The 15548-nt window shown below is 50.3% G+C and carries 15 protein-coding genes; 2 read left to right on the top strand and 13 right to left on the bottom strand.

Annotated elements, in window-relative coordinates; translation table 11 throughout:
• Positions 1–266: 266 nt before the first annotated feature.
• From PYCH_RS10090 to hcp, 8 genes are all read right to left on the bottom strand, one after another.
• Positions 267–431, bottom strand: a complete 165-nt coding sequence (locus tag PYCH_RS10090) for a hypothetical protein (protein ID WP_237698684.1) — start codon at positions 429–431, stop codon at positions 267–269.
• The gene (locus PYCH_RS10095; protein WP_237698685.1) at positions 422–1522 is read right to left on the bottom strand and encodes a hypothetical protein; all 1101 of its coding nucleotides are present in this window, start codon (positions 1520–1522) and stop codon (positions 422–424) included. Before PYCH_RS10095 ends, PYCH_RS10090 begins: the two co-directional genes overlap by 10 nt.
• Positions 1512–2027: a hypothetical protein gene (locus PYCH_RS10100; RefSeq protein WP_013905289.1), complete on the bottom strand. Its 516-nt coding sequence runs from the start codon at positions 2025–2027 to the stop codon at positions 1512–1514. Before PYCH_RS10100 ends, PYCH_RS10095 begins: the two co-directional genes overlap by 11 nt.
• Positions 2009–2233 carry a hypothetical protein gene (locus PYCH_RS10105; RefSeq protein ID WP_013905290.1) on the bottom strand — a complete coding sequence of 75 codons (225 nt, stop codon included), beginning with the start codon at positions 2231–2233 and terminating at the stop codon, positions 2009–2011. The genes PYCH_RS10100 and PYCH_RS10105 overlap by 19 nt, the downstream gene beginning before the upstream one ends.
• A gap of 346 nt (positions 2234–2579) precedes the next feature.
• Positions 2580–3119: a hypothetical protein gene (locus tag PYCH_RS10110; protein ID WP_013905291.1), complete on the bottom strand. Its 540-nt coding sequence runs from the start codon at positions 3117–3119 to the stop codon at positions 2580–2582.
• A gap of 10 nt (positions 3120–3129) precedes the next feature.
• Entirely contained in the window at positions 3130–3915 is a 786-nt protein-coding gene (locus PYCH_RS10115; RefSeq protein ID WP_237698686.1) for a hypothetical protein, read from the bottom strand.
• A 537-nt stretch (positions 3916–4452) separates the two neighbouring features.
• A complete protein-coding gene (locus tag PYCH_RS02700; RefSeq protein WP_013905294.1) occupies positions 4453–4836 on the bottom strand; it encodes a hypothetical protein in 384 nt (127 codons plus the stop codon).
• Between the two features lie 224 nt (positions 4837–5060).
• The gene (gene hcp, locus PYCH_RS02705) at positions 5061–6401 is read right to left on the bottom strand and encodes a hydroxylamine reductase (protein ID WP_148236182.1); all 1341 of its coding nucleotides are present in this window, start codon (positions 6399–6401) and stop codon (positions 5061–5063) included.
• Between the two features lie 312 nt (positions 6402–6713).
• On the opposite strand from hcp, the gene PYCH_RS02710 reads away from it, so the two are divergent.
• Positions 6714–7112, top strand: coding sequence for a transcriptional regulator (locus PYCH_RS02710; protein WP_013905296.1), 399 nt, complete (start codon positions 6714–6716; stop codon positions 7110–7112).
• Positions 7113–7136: 24 nt separating this feature from the next.
• On the opposite strand, the gene PYCH_RS02715 is transcribed toward PYCH_RS02710, so the two are convergent.
• The 3 genes from PYCH_RS02715 to PYCH_RS02725 are packed head-to-tail and all read right to left on the bottom strand — an operon-like array spanning position 7137 to position 9014.
• Entirely contained in the window at positions 7137–7910 is a 774-nt protein-coding gene (locus PYCH_RS02715; protein WP_013905297.1) for an oxygen-binding di-iron domain-containing protein, read from the bottom strand.
• Position 7911: 1 nt separating this feature from the next.
• Positions 7912–8703, bottom strand: a complete 792-nt coding sequence (locus PYCH_RS02720) for a hypothetical protein (protein WP_013905298.1) — start codon at positions 8701–8703, stop codon at positions 7912–7914.
• On the bottom strand, positions 8700–9014 hold the full coding sequence (locus tag PYCH_RS02725) for a hypothetical protein (RefSeq protein ID WP_048058173.1): 315 nt from the start codon (positions 9012–9014) through the stop codon (positions 8700–8702). The genes PYCH_RS02720 and PYCH_RS02725 overlap by 4 nt, the downstream gene beginning before the upstream one ends.
• 212 nt (positions 9015–9226) lie before the next feature.
• On the opposite strand from PYCH_RS02725, the gene PYCH_RS02730 reads away from it, so the two are divergent.
• Positions 9227–10108 carry an AEC family transporter gene (locus PYCH_RS02730; protein WP_013905300.1) on the top strand — a complete coding sequence of 294 codons (882 nt, stop codon included), beginning with the start codon at positions 9227–9229 and terminating at the stop codon, positions 10106–10108.
• A gap of 89 nt (positions 10109–10197) precedes the next feature.
• Here PYCH_RS02730 and PYCH_RS02735 read toward each other — a convergent pair whose 3' ends face one another.
• Both PYCH_RS02735 and PYCH_RS02740 read right to left on the bottom strand, forming a co-directional pair.
• Positions 10198–13677, bottom strand: coding sequence for a CARDB domain-containing protein (locus tag PYCH_RS02735; protein WP_013905301.1), 3480 nt, complete (start codon positions 13675–13677; stop codon positions 10198–10200).
• A gap of 130 nt (positions 13678–13807) precedes the next feature.
• Positions 13808–15529, bottom strand: coding sequence for a glutamate--tRNA ligase (locus PYCH_RS02740; protein ID WP_013905302.1), 1722 nt, complete (start codon positions 15527–15529; stop codon positions 13808–13810).
• Between the last annotated feature and the right edge of the window lie 19 nt (positions 15530–15548).

A 15548-nucleotide genomic window follows, 5' to 3' on the forward strand; every position in this document is an offset into this window, starting at 1 on the left:
GGCGAAGGAGCTCATTGGGATGGGAGACGAGAAGTTTAGGGAAATGATGGAGGAACTGAAAGAGTTGGAAAGAGGTAGATAGCCCAGTTCAAAGAGTTTCCTATTGAAGTTATTTTGTTTTTTCAGTAATTTCAACCTATGATGGATTATTTTTGTTAATTCTTAAAGCCACTAGACTTTTAGACTTTGGCGAGGCCGCTGCTCGCTCAATATGGTTCAGCCCCTGTTTGAGCTTTAAAGTATTCCTCGGCCCTTTTGGTTAGGAATTAGTTTTCAATTTTCTTTCCAATACGCTTGAAAACCGTTGCAGTTATGTGCAGACTGAACCATGCTTTGTCCTCGAGTAAGTCTTGGTAGCATTCTTCGTCCCTCAAATGCTCTTCAAATACTGTAACAAGTATCTTATTATTGTTCAGACTCTTCACCAGCACGTACTCCTTCTCCTCACGCTTGGGTCTTCAATCAGCTCGTAGAGACCATCCTCCAAGTCTAAGAGTTCTCTCTTCACAATAGTAATGCTAGAGGGAAGGACTTCAAGCTTCCCCCGTTTTACGGTCTCGACCAACCATTCGTACAGGAGGCACTGGTTATTCTCTTCAAAGCCCGCTTTCCTGAAGTCCAGGTCGTCCGTGTAACCACAGATGAGAACCGCCCCAGCTTTCATCAGCTTTCTGAGGAACTTCATAAGTTCAGGGCTCAGGACGAACATCCACGCGCTTAACCGGGTTTCAATCTGGATGAGTGTCATGTTTTCTTTTGAGTACGTCTCGACCTCGAACCAGTCAACAGTGCTCTGCTCAGTGGTTCTGAGAGTGTAATGCGCCTCCCCCACTGCGACCAGATTAAAGCCTCTCACGTCAAACAGGAACCGCAGGTGCTTTTTCCTGTCCCCCTGCTGGTACGCGAGTTCGCGGGTGTACCTGAACTCGCGCGAGAGCTTCTCGAGCACTTCTCCCCAAGGCTTATCAAACACGGCGACAACATAATACGTGGTTCCCATACCACTCCCCCCTGTCTCATAAAGAGAAAAATGTAACTTCAGTATCAAGCATTTCACAGCATCAACCCTCGAGCACGTCCTTGTACTGTCCCTGGTTCCCTTCAGGCACTCCTCAAGGAATTCCAGGGCGGCTTTCACGTACTCCCTGACTTCAACCCTCTCCCTACCAATAAATCGTCCATCCTCGAAGGCTTCAATGAGCAGGTAATCGCCCTCCTTCCTGAACACCACGGGAGAGACAGGCTCGTAAGTGCCGAAACCCACCTCGAGCTTCCCGCCCCTGCAGTTCCTCCTAATCACCCACCCCCCTTCCTCCTCGAACTTTTCAAGCACGTAGGGGATTTCATCACATGACGAGACTGCAAAGGTTACTGTAGCGAGGATTGCCGACAGCGCCTGCACAATATAGCAGGCGACCCACACAATCCGCTTTCCATTCACCTCTATAATAACCCAAGCCCCAAACCCCTCGGATTCCTCCAACTCTTCGAGAGTGAGATCAACCAAGAACTTAACCGGCATTAAGACTACCTCCCCCGGATACGCCAGGCACGTCCGCTTCACGAACATCTTTGAGTTCCCCTGCGAGCATTGAAGCCGCTTCCCTCCCGGTCCATCCACCCAAGAGAGTGCCGTCCCATTGGCTTATGTGTTTAATAATCTCCACAACCGCGCGTTTTACTGCCTCAAAAAGCTCATCCATGCCTATTTTTACCACGATTTTTGTGTATGAGCTCACAAGGAGAACTTCCTCGCCCTTTTTAAAAACTAAAACCGGCTTTGGGTACTCACTTCTAAACGTGAGGAGGATGAAGCTTCCCTCAGTCGACCTTTGGTCAATCGCCCTGAGTAGAGATAAACTTTCATTGAACCAGTCAACATATGCCACCGACATACCTTGAATGCTCATGCCTTCAAAATTGCCCCGGCTGAACTTCAGGAGGTTTATCAGGTCTCCTGCAAAGGCTACAGGCTCGATGAGCCCGCTGAATATTTCCCTCCCATGGCTTACAACAGCGTAAACCATTGGAAACTTCTCTTTCCCGCATTTAACTTTCCCCCAGGGGGAAGCATGCCCTTTCTCCTCGCCATTTCCTCTACAATTTCAAGCTCCCTCATTAATTCCTCATCCGGAAACTCCTTTAGAAAAGAACGAACAAAGTCCAGAGCAGATGAAACGAACTCTGACGTTGCCAAAGTTATTTTGGTTTTGGGTAAATCCTCCTCGTGCACTTCGATTTCTAACGTACCTCTATGTTTTCTTATAACCAGGCAGGACATCGGTTCATACGTCCCAAGAGTTAGGATAATCTTGTTTTTGTTATCCTGACAGTGGGCCGAGTCCCCACGAAAGGTCCACCACTTTCCTCTCCTGAGGTACAGCTCTTTAACGCCCTTACAAGAGTTAGTGGCGAATGCTATTGCCTCAATAACGTCACCAACCGCGTCCTTAGTAAAGCAATCGCCCAGGAGTATGGTTTTCTCCCCGTGTTTGATAGCGATGGTTGGATATCCACAGGCACCTCCCCCCGGAGCGCCTCCTCAAAGCCGAAGAAAACAAAGGAGAAAGACACGAAGTTCACCTCTTAGGCAGCTTTATCCTTTCGAGTTCCTTTTCTGTATCTTTGATGGCCTCATCAATGGCCCTTAGGAGGACATTCTTTGGGACTTTGACGGCCATACCGGAATACAGGACGAATGCCAGCAAAAAGTCCTTCTCTAATTTTGCCGCGTAGAGAACTTCAAAGGGGTCGTAGGTTGAAAGGGTAAAGCGAACGAAGGGAGGAGCCGCTCCTGCTGAGAGCTTTTTAAGGCCCGCCAGTTCGCGGAGAAGGCCCCTATCCTCCGGCTTTTCTGCCCTTTTGGAAGACAGCCTCTTGATTTCGCCATCAACGTTCCGCTTTACCCGCCACTCCTCTGCGGGCAGTTTGCCGTCCGCCACGAAAGCCTTGAGAAGTTTAAGCTCCTTAACGTACCCCTCGAGATTAACGAACGCCTCCAGTATGTACGTGCTCCCGTAAACTTGAACTTCGTATTCGTCCATAACGTCCTCAGGTTCACCGAACATCTCAAGCACTTCAGTTGAAGGCGGCTTTAGCTTAAACCTGAGCCACTCCATCCGCACAGGTTTATTGTTGAGAACCGCTTTTAGGTTCTGGATGGAAGTCCGGATTATCTCGACGAGTTTTTTTACGGGTGACCTGTACTTCCCTACCACTCCGGAGGGTTAGGCAAACCCATTCACCTTCGACCCTTATCTTCAGGTCCCAGAGCTTTTTCGGGAAAGCATCCATTGATTGGAGCGCCTTTAGGGAGCTCATGAATTCATCCAGCGTCACTGGGGTTTCGCTGATGAAAACCGGCCTATCTCCGAGCACCAGCATGGGGAATCCCCTGTCTCCATCCTGGGGGAAGAAGGAAAAAGCAAAGATTGAAATCACCTCCTGTGAGTATCTCCCTGAAGATGGTGGGAATGCCGTAACTATCCGGTACAGCCCCCAATATTTAGATGCTGAAATATATTCCATAATCCTCCTCTTCCATTCCAGGTATTCGTCCCTTAAACCCTCCGGAATCCTATCATCAAGCCTCCCGAGCGCGTTGAGTGCCGCACTTTTCATGCACAACCCAAGCTCCCTCGCAGGGAGCTCCACTTTTCTGATGGAATACGTGGGGAGCAAGAGGTTGAAATCATCAGGGTAACAGAGGGTGACTTTATCGCCCTCCCTCTTCATCAGTACTCCAAAGTCCTCTGGTAGTCCGAGAGTTAGCAGGAAAAAGCCGTTAAAGGCTCTGCAGGAGCTTATAAGTGTGGTGTAATCAGGCTCATCCTCAAGCTCCATCCCTTCAAAGTCACTGGAGAGAAGGTAGATGGTACTTTTAGCAAGGCCATCTATGGCGAGTATCAACTTCAAGCTGTGGACCCTCGAGAACACATTCACCGGGCCAAGCATTATCCTGTAGTGTCCGGGAGGAACGATAAGGGCTTTCCAGAGGGGCCCATCCGCAGGGATGAGCTCGTCCCACGTTAGAGAGCATTCCATGCATACTACACCCCCTTTAAAATTTAGTTGGGGTTAAAAATAAAAATCAAAGGGGAGGAGCGTCCCTTGGAAATGCAGTAACAACCTCCCACCAGTATCTAACCCTTTCTATCACCACTGTGTACCATTTCCCATTTATGTTTTTATGAGGACAGCTCTGTGCGTATCCTTCCATGGTTTGCATTCTTCAATATCGGGATTCTCTATAACTTGTTTAATGATGTCCAACAATTCTCTTGCTGAATTAACTTCCCATGGAGTCCCTCCAGGGATTTCTTGAGTTATGTGTCGCCTGATAATGTGCCGAGCTCCATACTGCTTGATTATCACCGGGTCCCGCTTCACAACTTGGATGATATCCGCCACTGTAAAATGCATAGAAGTCCTTGTACTCTCTCTCAAATTCTTCTACTTCATCCTAACGCCCTTCGCAAGTTCCCAACCATTGTACGAAATCCTGTCAGGAATCTCGCTCACGAAAGCTTCAGTAAATTCTCTAACCGGTTTTGAATAAACGTACTTCGCGATTGCCGCGATGATACTTCCTACTGCTACAATCCACCCTACGCCCGGAACAAAAACCTCAAGGAAAGGCTGTACTACAACAGTAGCACCCCCAAACTGCGGCTGAACCTCGCCTCCTGGTTTCCTCTCAGGACTGAACTCCGGCGGAACCGTTACTGTACTGTTCACCGTCGCGTTAACAAAGCTGGCAGTGGCGCTGGCACTACTGAGGGTCATTCCCAAGAAGAGTACCACCAAGGCCAGAGCAAGAAGCCTCCTCCAACCCATGAGTTCACCTCCAATATTGTTCACCAGGATAATAAATCCAAACCTTATAAAATTTACTATTTGAAGTATTAACAAAGCAACGGCAATTAAAATCAGATTACTGCATTACAAGAGAGAAAGGTTACAACTACCAAAACATGACAATCTAAGAACCACCAGAAGGCCAACAGAATCAAATCCAAGAACTCAAACACCAACAAATCAAAGAGAAAAGAAGAGCTGGCTTAACCCAGCTCCTCCGCGAGGGGTGAACTCTCCTCCACGCTTATTCCCTTGCTTAGCATATCCCTTAGATCCTTCTCAGGATCACCAATGAGCCTTAGGTCAAACTGCCTCTTGAGGATCTCAAACACATTAGGAGTCAGGAACTCCGGTGACTTAGGACCGATGTAAATGCCCTTAATCCCTAGATAGAGGAGCGAGTAGAGTATCGCTATGGCCTTCTGCTCCATCCAGCTCAGGACTATGCTGACAGGCAAAGAGTTCACATCGGTGCCAAGCTCTTTTGCCAGCGTAAGGGCAATCTCGATTATGGAATAAACGTTGTTGCACTGGCCGAAGTCGAGGAAGCGCGGGATTCCCTCGATGGTGCCGTAGTCCCTCGCGTTGTAGCGGAACTTGCCACATGCTGCAGAGAGTATCAGTGCATCCCTTGGAATCAGTGCGGTGAGTCTCTCGTAGTAGCTCATCTTTGGACTTGGCGTGTCACAGCCGCCGACGACAAAGATATGCCTTATCTTGCCCTCCTGGATTAGCTCTATCAGTTTGTCCTTCATCGCCAAAACGTTGGTGTGGTGGAAGCCCGTGAGAAGCTTTCCGCCCTCCCTGCGCTCCATCTTAGGCGTCTCCAGAGCCCTCTTTATCAGTGGCTCGAAGTCGTAGTCCCTTATGTGCGGCACACCTTCAAGGCCCGCTATCCCAACGGTGAAGATTCTGTCGGCGTAAGCCTTGGTTGGCTGCTGGACACAGTTGCTTGTGCCCAGAATGACGCCTGGAAACTCCGCGAACTCTCTCCTCTGGTAGAGCCAGCTGCCACCCCAGTTGCCGTAGAGGGCCTTGAACTTCCTAAGCTCTGGATACGCGTGGGCCGGGAACATCTCGGCGTGTGTGTAGACCTTTATCTCCTCATCGAGGCCCATCTCCTCGATCTGCCTGAGAAGCTCGTAAAGGGCTTTGTAGCTGTGGCCGGTGACGAGGATGCCATGCCCCTCCGCGGTTCCGGTTGGGACTTCAACCGGCTCGGGCCTTCCAAAGGTCTCAACGTAGGCCTTATCGAGGAGCTTCATAGCCTCAAGGTGAATTCTCCCGGTTTCAAGTATCAACTCAAGGAAGCGGTTCTTGTCGAAGTTGACGTTGGTCAGCGTCGAGTAGAGGGCCTCAGCTAAAAAGTGGCCTATCCTCGGGTCGTCGTAGCCGACCTCAAGGGCGTGGTAGTAGTAGGCGGCCGTTCCTTTTATCCCGTAGAGCAGGGCCTCCTGAAGCGAGTTCAGATCTGGATCCTTTCCGCACACGCCCCTGACGGTACATCCTCCCTTCAAGCTCATCGAACACTGGTTGCACAGCATCTCCACTCCCTCCATATGACACGTGTCATATATTTCGAATTTGGATATGCCGGCCCGTTTATAAAAGAATTTCGGTTTCTTAACTTAAAGTATGTGCTTTGCATTTAAAAGTTAGACTACTTTGATATAAAATTTCAAATAATTAATACTAAATGTTTAGTTATTTTCCAAATAAAATTACAATATGCTCGGATAAGTTTGGGTTTACATGACACATGTCATAAAATGCTCTCTACCGGGAGCTTTCTGGGCATAAATCAACCAGAGGCCTTCCAAAACCCTTATATATTCCACTTGTCATATGGCCCAACCATGAGAACCAACGCCTTTGAGATTGTGGCTCGCTACGTTTATCCATCGCTTAGAAGGAGACTCGTGGAGATACTCCGTGAGAAAGGCCTTAAACAGACGGAGATAGCAGGGTTGCTCCATATAACCCAGTCAGCAGTCTCCCGATACCTGAAGATGGATCGGGGTGCCCTTATAGACGTGACAAAATTCCCCGACATCGATGAGAAGCTTAAGGTGCTAGCTGATGAGATAATCTCCAGAAGGCCAAGCGAGTACGAGATCCACTTGGGGCTTGTTCAGGTGTCCCTGGAAATGCTCGGCAGGGGCTACGTATGCTCCTTCCACTCAAAGATAGATCCCGAGCTTGATCCCATGAAGTGTCGCATCTGTCTGGAGCTCTTCGAGAATTTAGCCTTTTAAAAGCTAAATTGTGGAAAAAAGAAATTACTCGTCGTAGAATTCTTTCTCAAAGACTTCTATTCCAACTTCCAGGCTTTCGAGCCAGTCGAGAAATTTGCCAACGTTCTTGTCCCTGAATATTGCCCCATGTTGTGGAGCTATGGCCTTTGGATTCAACTTTCTGACCGAGCGAACCCACGCCCTTAACGCCTTGGTGGAACCCATATAACGTCTGTGGAATCCTTCCATGAGCTTTGTATGGCTTTTGAAATCCTCCACAAAGAGGTACCACTCGCCTTGAGGAAAGGCCGCCGCGCCTATGTCAGAGCTGAATAGAACACCGCTCTTCTCGTCGTAAAAACTGAAATTCCCTGGGCTGTGAAGGTAATGGCTTGGGATTGCCCTTATCACCGAGCTGCCGAGCTTGATGTCCATTCCCTTGTCGGGGATTCCTATAACCCTACCCCCATTTAGGACCGCTAAATGAGGTATAAAGCGGACCCACAGCTCCGAGATGACAATCTTTGCAAGGGGTGCGTATTCAAACCAGAGGTTCAAGCCGGCGACAACATCCGGGTCTTGATGAGAATATAGGAGGTACTTAATCTGTGCAGGTGGAATCAGTGAGGAAACGTTTTTGAGAACGCGTGAAAAGACGAAGAACCCACCGGGCTCTATTAAAGCGGCCTCGTTTCCGTCAATCACAAGGTACTGGTTGGTTAAGATGCCCTTTTCGTCCTCGGCCTCCTCAATACCGAGCCAGTAAACCTTATGCTCCCCATCATCGTAGAGAGGATAGCTGTTCATGTTCCTTATCATTTCACTCACCTCCAACAGGCACCCAGATGTTAATCATATAAGTTCCCTCAATTCGCGACAAAATCTCAAAGACCTTCCTTGCGGTTTCTTCATCGTCCACTTTTATTGTTTCGGCCGTGACCCCGTCGCGGTGCTCAAGGGCGAGTATTTGACTATCCTTTATGAGAACCTTAAACGCCTTGTTTCCGTCCGGAGTTATGCCAGAAATATAAATTATCCTGGCGCTGACAGTTTTCTTGAGCTCCATCAGGACGTCGAAGAACTTTCTGTTTTCTATCATGTGGAGCCCGCTGTGAATCATCTTTGCCTTGGCTAGGAAGTTCGCAACGCTCATCGGATCGGCGAAGTCTACCTGGAGGATAACATCACTTGAGGTAACGTATTCTGGCGGGGAATAGCTCTTGGCCAGTTCTTTAAGGCTCTTCGCTATGCCCTCGGCCAAAAGCTCAAGGGTTTTCCCTAAGAAAAACTCCCCCCTACCATGGTAGGCAACCTCTATCTCGCCGGATACGTTTCTTTGCCACTTCTTTAGCGTTACTGTAACGATGATATCGCTTTTCTTACCTGAACCATCATATATGAAGGTTGTTCTATCCTCATGGAAGGCAAATCTATATATGTCGTTGAACTTGAACAGGAATCTCGGGAGGGATATCTCAGCGGTGATTCCATTCTTAGTGCTTACCCGGACAACGTATGGCCAGTTCATTATAAACTGAGCTGGGTCAGAGAGAACTTTTCGAACGGAATCTAAGGGGACGTCTATAGTTACCTCCTTGGTTTTCCGCTTCATTTCATCTCACCCAAGACCTCGATCAGCCGGAGGTATACTCCTTCTACACCTTCGCTAACATCAAAGGGGATTATGAAGAACACCTCATCTCCATCTTTGAATGTAAATTTCTGTTCCTTTTCATAAAGAACAGGCCATAGGTTGAGGTCGACCACGGTTCGATGCCTAAGCTTTATCCTTCCGACTAGATGGGGTTTGCCCCTCTCATCGTTCATAGCCATTATGGTGCTCCATGAAGAGTGGATAACTTCTAACGGGTTTATCCCCCATGAGGTATTCCGAATCGTGCCAGCGAAGTCACGGGTAAGCATCTTTAATCCCTCCGAAATTGCTTTTTCTTGTCTAAAACTTTAATAGTTTGGTTTTTAAACTTTTCTTTTCGATTTTCGCGCATATTGTTTTCCACTTTATAAATTTCCCAAGTTGAATGACCAAGGCCGATAAAGCTTTTATAAGCAGGGAAGAATACAAGGTCCGTCCCCTGAACCAAAATCGTTTTAACGCTTAAACTGCAGCTTCACCCATGGATATCCTAGAGATGCTTGGGCTCATCTTATTGGGGTATGGGCTCAGGAGGATAGTAAGGGAAGAGAAATTCTTCGATGCCCTCCGGTTCGTTACCAACCAGATCCTTCTCGCCTTCTTCGTATTCGGAAACGTTGCGAGCAAGGATCTGGAATACCTTTTGAGTATCAAGCTCGTCTTCCTCTACGTCTTTTTAGTGATAGGGATGAGCCTGGGCCTCTCCTACCTCTATGGTCGCCTCTTTTTAAAGGATAAGGAGTGGGCAGGAGCTCTTATGGCGCTTTCCGCTTATCCGAACACGGCTGCCCTAGGTTTTCCTGTGGTGAGCCTTTTTCTCGACGACATAACTCCTGCCATCCTCTACTCGACGACCAACTCGCTTATCGTGCTTCCCATAGTGACCTTCATAGCGGCTCACTACTCTACTGGTGGAGCCTCTCTGAAGAGGAGCTTCTTTAGGGCTCTCCGCTTTCCCCCAACCTTAGCGAACCTCCTTGCAATTTTCTTGGTGCTGGGAGGCGTGAGGTTGCCGGCCGCGGTTCTCGACACCATCAAGGCCGTAGGGTGGTGGAGCATCCCGCTGATACTCGTCTACTTCGGCTCTAGGATAAGCCTGAGAGCTCTGCACGTCAGGCGACTTCTAGAGGTGGCCGCCTTCAGGATAGCGATTCCCTTCACCTTCGTCTTTCTAACGCTGAGGAATGCTGACCCCAAGGTCTTCTACTCTGTTCTCGTCGAAGCCTCGATGCCGCCGGCTATAGCCGCCAATGCTATCCTGGCACAGTACAGGCTGAAGGCAGAAGAGGCGATAAGCGTTACCTTTGTGCTGACCCTAGCCGTCCTTGGCCTTTTCTTAATCTTCAGGCTCCTTATTGGATGATCCGCTACCGGGGGTTAGGTGGCTCCAGTCTTGGCTTTCAATCATTTTTCGAAACCTTCGCTAAAAAAGTATAGAGAAAAAGGGGAGAATTACCTTATCACGACTCTCGCGAACTCCGTGAAGAAGTCTTCATCAGTCCATTCGTTGCCGGGCTCGTTGTCGTGGAGGGCTGACTGATCTGGGAGAGCGTCAACAGCAGAGTCTCCGGCTCCCTGGCCGGTCACGTAGGCGACAATGTATATCTCCGTGGGTTTTCCTCCGAGGACCTTCCACGGAATCGCTATCTCAATGACCTGCAGGCCGTTCTCTGATCCTCCGGTGTAGGCATAGAATGCCACCGAGTCAAGATCATTGTAGACCCAGGCCGTTCCGTTCCAGAGCGCGAGCTGGGCGCTGGTTATGGTGCTCGTTCCCGGGTCACCGAAGAATTCACCGTTCCAGAAGAAGTACAGCTGAGCGTCTATGCCTCTGTCAAAGCTTATACTCCTGCTCCAAGCGTCCTGGCCAGCCGTGTATCCGCCCTCCTTGAAGTCTAACGATATACCATATGCAACCCTCCAGGAAGCCTTGTTCTCGGTGGTGAGTGCTATGTAGAGGAAGTTCTCGTCGTAGTCAACGTATAAGGCCTTAAGGTTTGCACCGTCCTGGCCAAAGCCCGTGGTGTCCTCAACTACCGGCTTGACTTTCCAGTCGCTGATATCTCCGTCAATTTCCTTGGTGAGGTTTTGCCTGAGACGCTCCATTTCCTTCTGCCACTCCAGCTCACCGCTCTCGATCATATTCATGATCTCCTCGAGGTCTCTGACTATGCTCCTGAGCCTGATATAGGCCCGGTATATCTTGAGGGCGGCTCCGAAGGCGAGGTAATTCTTCTCTATCCTCTCCTTTCCGTAGTTGTAGAGGTTCAGGAGCTCTTGAACCTCGAATTCGTACTCGCGGAGCTTCCCCCTGACTTCATCTGGTAGGGGCTTGGAGGATAGCATCTCAACTAGCTCCCTATATCTGGCGTAGTCCCTCTGAAAGCTCCTGATTCCGTAGAACTTCGCTACGTTCACAAAGGCGTTCATATACTGAATTCTGCGCATTTCCTCCTGCTTCTGCCTCATGAGCTCTTCTATAACCCTATAATCCACTACCTCCGCATATTCGACTATCGAGTTCATCTTGATCTTCACATAGAAGTGGGGAACGTTGTCTGCGAGCTCCTGCACAGTGTCCTCGGTCGATATCGTGTCCACGATGTCTGTCTTCTCGTCATTGGCGAATGGGTCGCCAAAGTTCCAAACAGCTGGACCGTAGCTGAAAGCGGTGGCGACTTGGAAGCTGAACTCCTTCGCACCTTCGAAGATGCTTAGCGGTATCCTGACTTCAACGGTGTTCTTGGTGAGGTCAACACCTATAAGTGCGTCTTCAACTGGAATGATGTCACCTTTAGCATCGACGAAATACAGCAGGGAAGTCTTGCTTTCGCCTGCCGGAGCTATGGCCTGCACCTGTCCTGAATACTCAGTTCCACCTAGGTTCACGACCATTTGAATGTCCCATAGGATGACGGTCTTGGTGTCCATCTCACCAGCGAACCAGTCGGCACCGCCCTCCTTGTAATCGATTGGAACGGCTATGAACGTAGCTCCGTTATCCCCGATTTTGATGTTGCTCATATCGGCAAACCTGAAGAGGAAGTACACATACCTATCGTCCTTCGTGACACCCACTCCGACAAGGTCGGCATGGGACGATGTCTCACCCGGGAGGTAAAGATCCTTGCTATGCCTCTGGTCTCCTACCGAGTCGTTCCAGAAGAAGACGCCATCCTTGAGCGTGTAAGAGTTAGGTTCGACGGTAATCGTTGGCCAATCGCCTGGATCTCCGTCCACATTTACCGTGCCCACCCACACTACGTTCACTGTCATTACGAATTCGTTGTTGTTTTCGTTGGCCTCAGCTATGAGATTGTCCTCATCGACGATGGCCCTCAAGGTGTAGGTGCCCTCTACCTCGGGCGTCCAGATGGTAGTAAGGGACGTTTCCTCACCGGGGCCTAGGTCTACCCTCCATTCGGCGTGGAGCTCCTCATTTATGTAGAGCTTAACGGACGCCCCTGTGACTGGCAGGGATCCCTCGTTCTTAACCCTGACTGTAAACTCAGCCTCCTTACCGACCCCTACGGCGGCAGGTCCGCTCACCGTGACCGTCAGGTCGGGCATGAGGAACCACTCAAAGGTAGCCAGATTCGTAAAGATGTCGCTGTCGGTCCACTCACCATTGATGTTCGTGTAGTCGATGCCGGTGTCAACAGGTGCGGAGTCAACGGCACTACTTCCATCTCCACCGGCAACCCATGTGATGATAGCGAAGCTGGACTGCTTACCTCCGAGCGCGCTCCACGGGATTGCTATCTCAAGGGTCTGGAGGCCGGTAGAGGTGTCGCCTGTGTAGGCAAAGGTGGCCCCGATCTCGGCCAAGCTCTTATAGTCCCAGCCGTTGCCGGTCCACCTTATGAAGTTGTCAGCTCCCATGCCGGTGTTCCAGCCCCACCAGAAGTAAATCTCGTAATCAACGGCGTATCCATTTCCGAATCCTATCTTCCTTCCCCAAGCGTCAGAGGGGTTATCTCCTCCTGTGTATCCGCTCCCTGTTCCTGGGTCGACGTCTATACCCACTCCGTAAGCTACGTCCCAGCTCTGGGTGTTGCCCGTCTCGATGGCAATGTAGAGGTATTCACTATCCCAGGAGACATATAAGGCCTTTATCTCAGCTCCAGCCAGTCCGCTGTCCGCGGAAGAAATTCTCTCGTTGGGCGTCCAGTCACTGAGGTCTCCGTCGATGGTTTTAGTTCCAACGTAGAGTTCTGCAAGGTTAGTAAGGGTATCCCCGTCTGTCCACTCGCTACCAATGTTGTTGTAATCAATTGCTGGGTCAATTGGGAGGGTGTCTACGGCAGAGTCTCCACCGTTGCCACCGGAAATCCATGAGATTATGGCGATTTTGTTTGGTTTCCCTCCAAGGGCGCTCCATGGAATTGCCATTTCAAGAACTTGAAGACCGCTTCCGCTAGTCTGGGCGTACTGGAGTACGTTGTTAACGTCGGTCGTTTCCCATCCGCTACCAGTCCACGTTCCAAAGCTCCCACCACCAATCCTATCGTTTTCGGCATCGTACCAGAAGTATATTTCATAGTCAATCGCATATCCGCTACCGAAAGCAATGTTTCTCCACCACATGTCCTCCGTAGTTGAAGGATTGCCATCCTGGTCGTAGAAGGTATATCCGCTCCCTGTTCCTGGGTCGACGTCTATTCCTATGCCGTAGACGATGCCCCAGCTCTCAGTGTTGTTAGTTTTGATAGCTATGTAAAGGTACTGGTCGTCCCACGCGACGTAAAGTCTGTCGAGATTGGCTCCTGCCTGGCCATTGTCTACACCTACCGCCACGATATCGGAGGGCGTCCAATCACTTAGGTCGCCGTCGATGATCTTAGTGCCATACATTGCACTGACGACGTCTGTCATCGGAACGAGGCTCAAGAAGAGCAGGAGAACTACGAGCAGTCCTGCCCCCTTTTTCATCAATGTTCACCTCAAGTGATACATACAAAGTTGAAGACTTATATACCTTACCCACGATGCACGATGGCCTTTGAACTGTTCAAAAAAGATCTGTCAAACAATGTATGAAAAAATACTTGGGGAAAAGAGTTCACTTGTGGGCGAATATTGCCACGACTTCCTTTGGAGTTACATCATCTATCCTGACGAAGCCGAAGCGCTCGAACTGGACGACTTCATCAACATTAACGGCCGCATCGGCTTCCAGCAGGCCCCTTCTCACGAGGAGCTCATCCCCTTGTGGCACAAACACCTTGCAGGGTTTCCCATCCGTGACCCAGTGAATCATGCGCCACCCTTTCTCCCTTGCAACCTCGTAGTCAACGCTATGGAACTTAGCCTCAATCCCTTCCTCCGATGCCTCCAGTATCTCGACGTTGAAGAGGTCCTTCAAGCGGACGAAATTGCCGGGCTTGATGAGATTCAGGTCATCACGGGAGACGTAGACGGGCTTCCCGGGCCTGAAGACGAGCCTCCTCTTTCCGCGCTCGGGGTGGTCCGGGTGGAGGGGTATCTCGGCAATGAATTCTTCATCGTAGCCCTCGATGTACATCGGAATCGGGTCGGCGACGAAGAAGTAGCGGTTCGCGACCGGGTCCACGAGCTTCCTGTTTATGGCCGCGAGGTTGTCCCAGCTAACCGTCGCGTCGCTCTTCTTGAGACCCACCCCAATTATGAGCTCCCTTATCGCCTCCGGCCTTATGCCCCGCCTCCTAAGGGCCCTTATAGTTCCGAGCCTTGGGTCGTCCCAGCCGAGGTACTTGCCCTCCTCGATTCCCTTCCTCGTCTTGGACTTGCTCAGTATCACGCCCTCTATGGAGAGGCGGCCGTGATGAACCGTAACCGGGTACTCCCAACCGAAGTACTCGTAGATGTACCTCTGCCTCGTCTCATTCTCTGCATGTTCTTGACCACGGAAGATGTGGGTAATGCCGAGCTCGTGGTCGTCTATGGCAGAGGCGAAATTATAGAGGGGCCAAACCCTGTACTCGTTACCAGTCCTCGGATGGTTCGGGTTATCAATTATCCTTAGAGCCGGCCAGTCCCTCACAGCGGGATTTGGGTGGTTTAGGTCTGTCTTTATCCTGACTACGGCTTCGCCCTCCTTGTACTCGCCATTGAGCATTTTATACCAGCGCTCCAGCTGAACCTCGACGGGCTCATCCCTGTGCGGGCAGGGCTTTCCGGCGTCTCTCAGCCTGCGGAACTCCTCCGGTGGGCATGTGCAGACGTAAGCCTTACCCATCTTGATGAGCTCCTCTGCGTACCTATAGTATATCTCTAGCCTATCGCTGGCGTAGTGGATTTCGTCCGGGTTTATGCCGAGCCACTCGAGGTCCTCGATGATCATCTCGTAGAAGATAGGCTCCGGCCTCTTGACCTTCGGGTCAGTGTCGTCGAAGCGGAGAATAAACTTGCCGTCGTACATGCGGGCGTATTCGTGGCTGAGAATTGCGGCGCGGGCATTACCCAGGTGGAAGGCGCCGTCGGGGTTTGGTGCAAACCGTGTTACTACTTTACCTTTCTCGGCCTTCGGAAGTGGAGGAAGACCTTTCTTCTCCTCCCTCTTATCCTTCTTAGCCTTGAAGAACTCCGGATAAATTTCCCTCAACTTGGCCTCTTGCTCTTCAAGGGAGAGTGCGTTTACCTGCTCGACTATCCGGTTGACAAGGGGGATTATCTCCTTGGCCTTTGGCCTGAGCTCCGGGTTCTCGCCAAGGACCTTGCCGATGACGGCCTTCGGGTTCGCCCTTCCCCCGTGCTGATATGCGTTGATGAGCGCGTGCTTGAGGATAAGCCTCTCAATGTCCATATGACCCACCGGGTTGAGT

This window comes from Pyrococcus yayanosii CH1 (assembly GCF_000215995.1).
Classification (GTDB): domain Archaea; phylum Methanobacteriota_B; class Thermococci; order Thermococcales; family Thermococcaceae; genus Pyrococcus; species Pyrococcus yayanosii.

Coding starts and splice junctions, on each gene's coding strand:
- PYCH_RS10095 (WP_237698685.1), bottom strand. CDS start 1,522: ATGCCGGTTAAGTTCTTGGTTGATCTCACTCTCGAAGAGTTGGAGGAA.
- PYCH_RS10100 (WP_013905289.1), bottom strand. CDS start 2,027: ATGGTTTACGCTGTTGTAAGCCATGGGAGGGAAATATTCAGCGGGCTC.
- PYCH_RS10110 (WP_013905291.1), bottom strand. CDS start 3,119: ATGGAGTGGCTCAGGTTTAAGCTAAAGCCGCCTTCAACTGAAGTGCTT.
- PYCH_RS02700 (WP_013905294.1), bottom strand. CDS start 4,836: ATGGGTTGGAGGAGGCTTCTTGCTCTGGCCTTGGTGGTACTCTTCTTG.
- hcp (WP_148236182.1), bottom strand. CDS start 6,401: ATGCTGTGCAACCAGTGTTCGATGAGCTTGAAGGGAGGATGTACCGTC.
- PYCH_RS02710 (WP_013905296.1), top strand. CDS start 6,714: ATGAGAACCAACGCCTTTGAGATTGTGGCTCGCTACGTTTATCCATCG.
- PYCH_RS02715 (WP_013905297.1), bottom strand. CDS start 7,910: ATGATAAGGAACATGAACAGCTATCCTCTCTACGATGATGGGGAGCAT.
- PYCH_RS02720 (WP_013905298.1), bottom strand. CDS start 8,703: ATGAAGCGGAAAACCAAGGAGGTAACTATAGACGTCCCCTTAGATTCC.
- PYCH_RS02725 (WP_048058173.1), bottom strand. CDS start 9,014: ATGCTTACCCGTGACTTCGCTGGCACGATTCGGAATACCTCATGGGGG.
- PYCH_RS02730 (WP_013905300.1), top strand. CDS start 9,227: ATGGATATCCTAGAGATGCTTGGGCTCATCTTATTGGGGTATGGGCTC.
- PYCH_RS02735 (WP_013905301.1), bottom strand. CDS start 13,677: ATGAAAAAGGGGGCAGGACTGCTCGTAGTTCTCCTGCTCTTCTTGAGC.
- PYCH_RS02740 (WP_013905302.1), bottom strand. CDS start 15,529: ATGGACATTGAGAGGCTTATCCTCAAGCACGCGCTCATCAACGCATAT.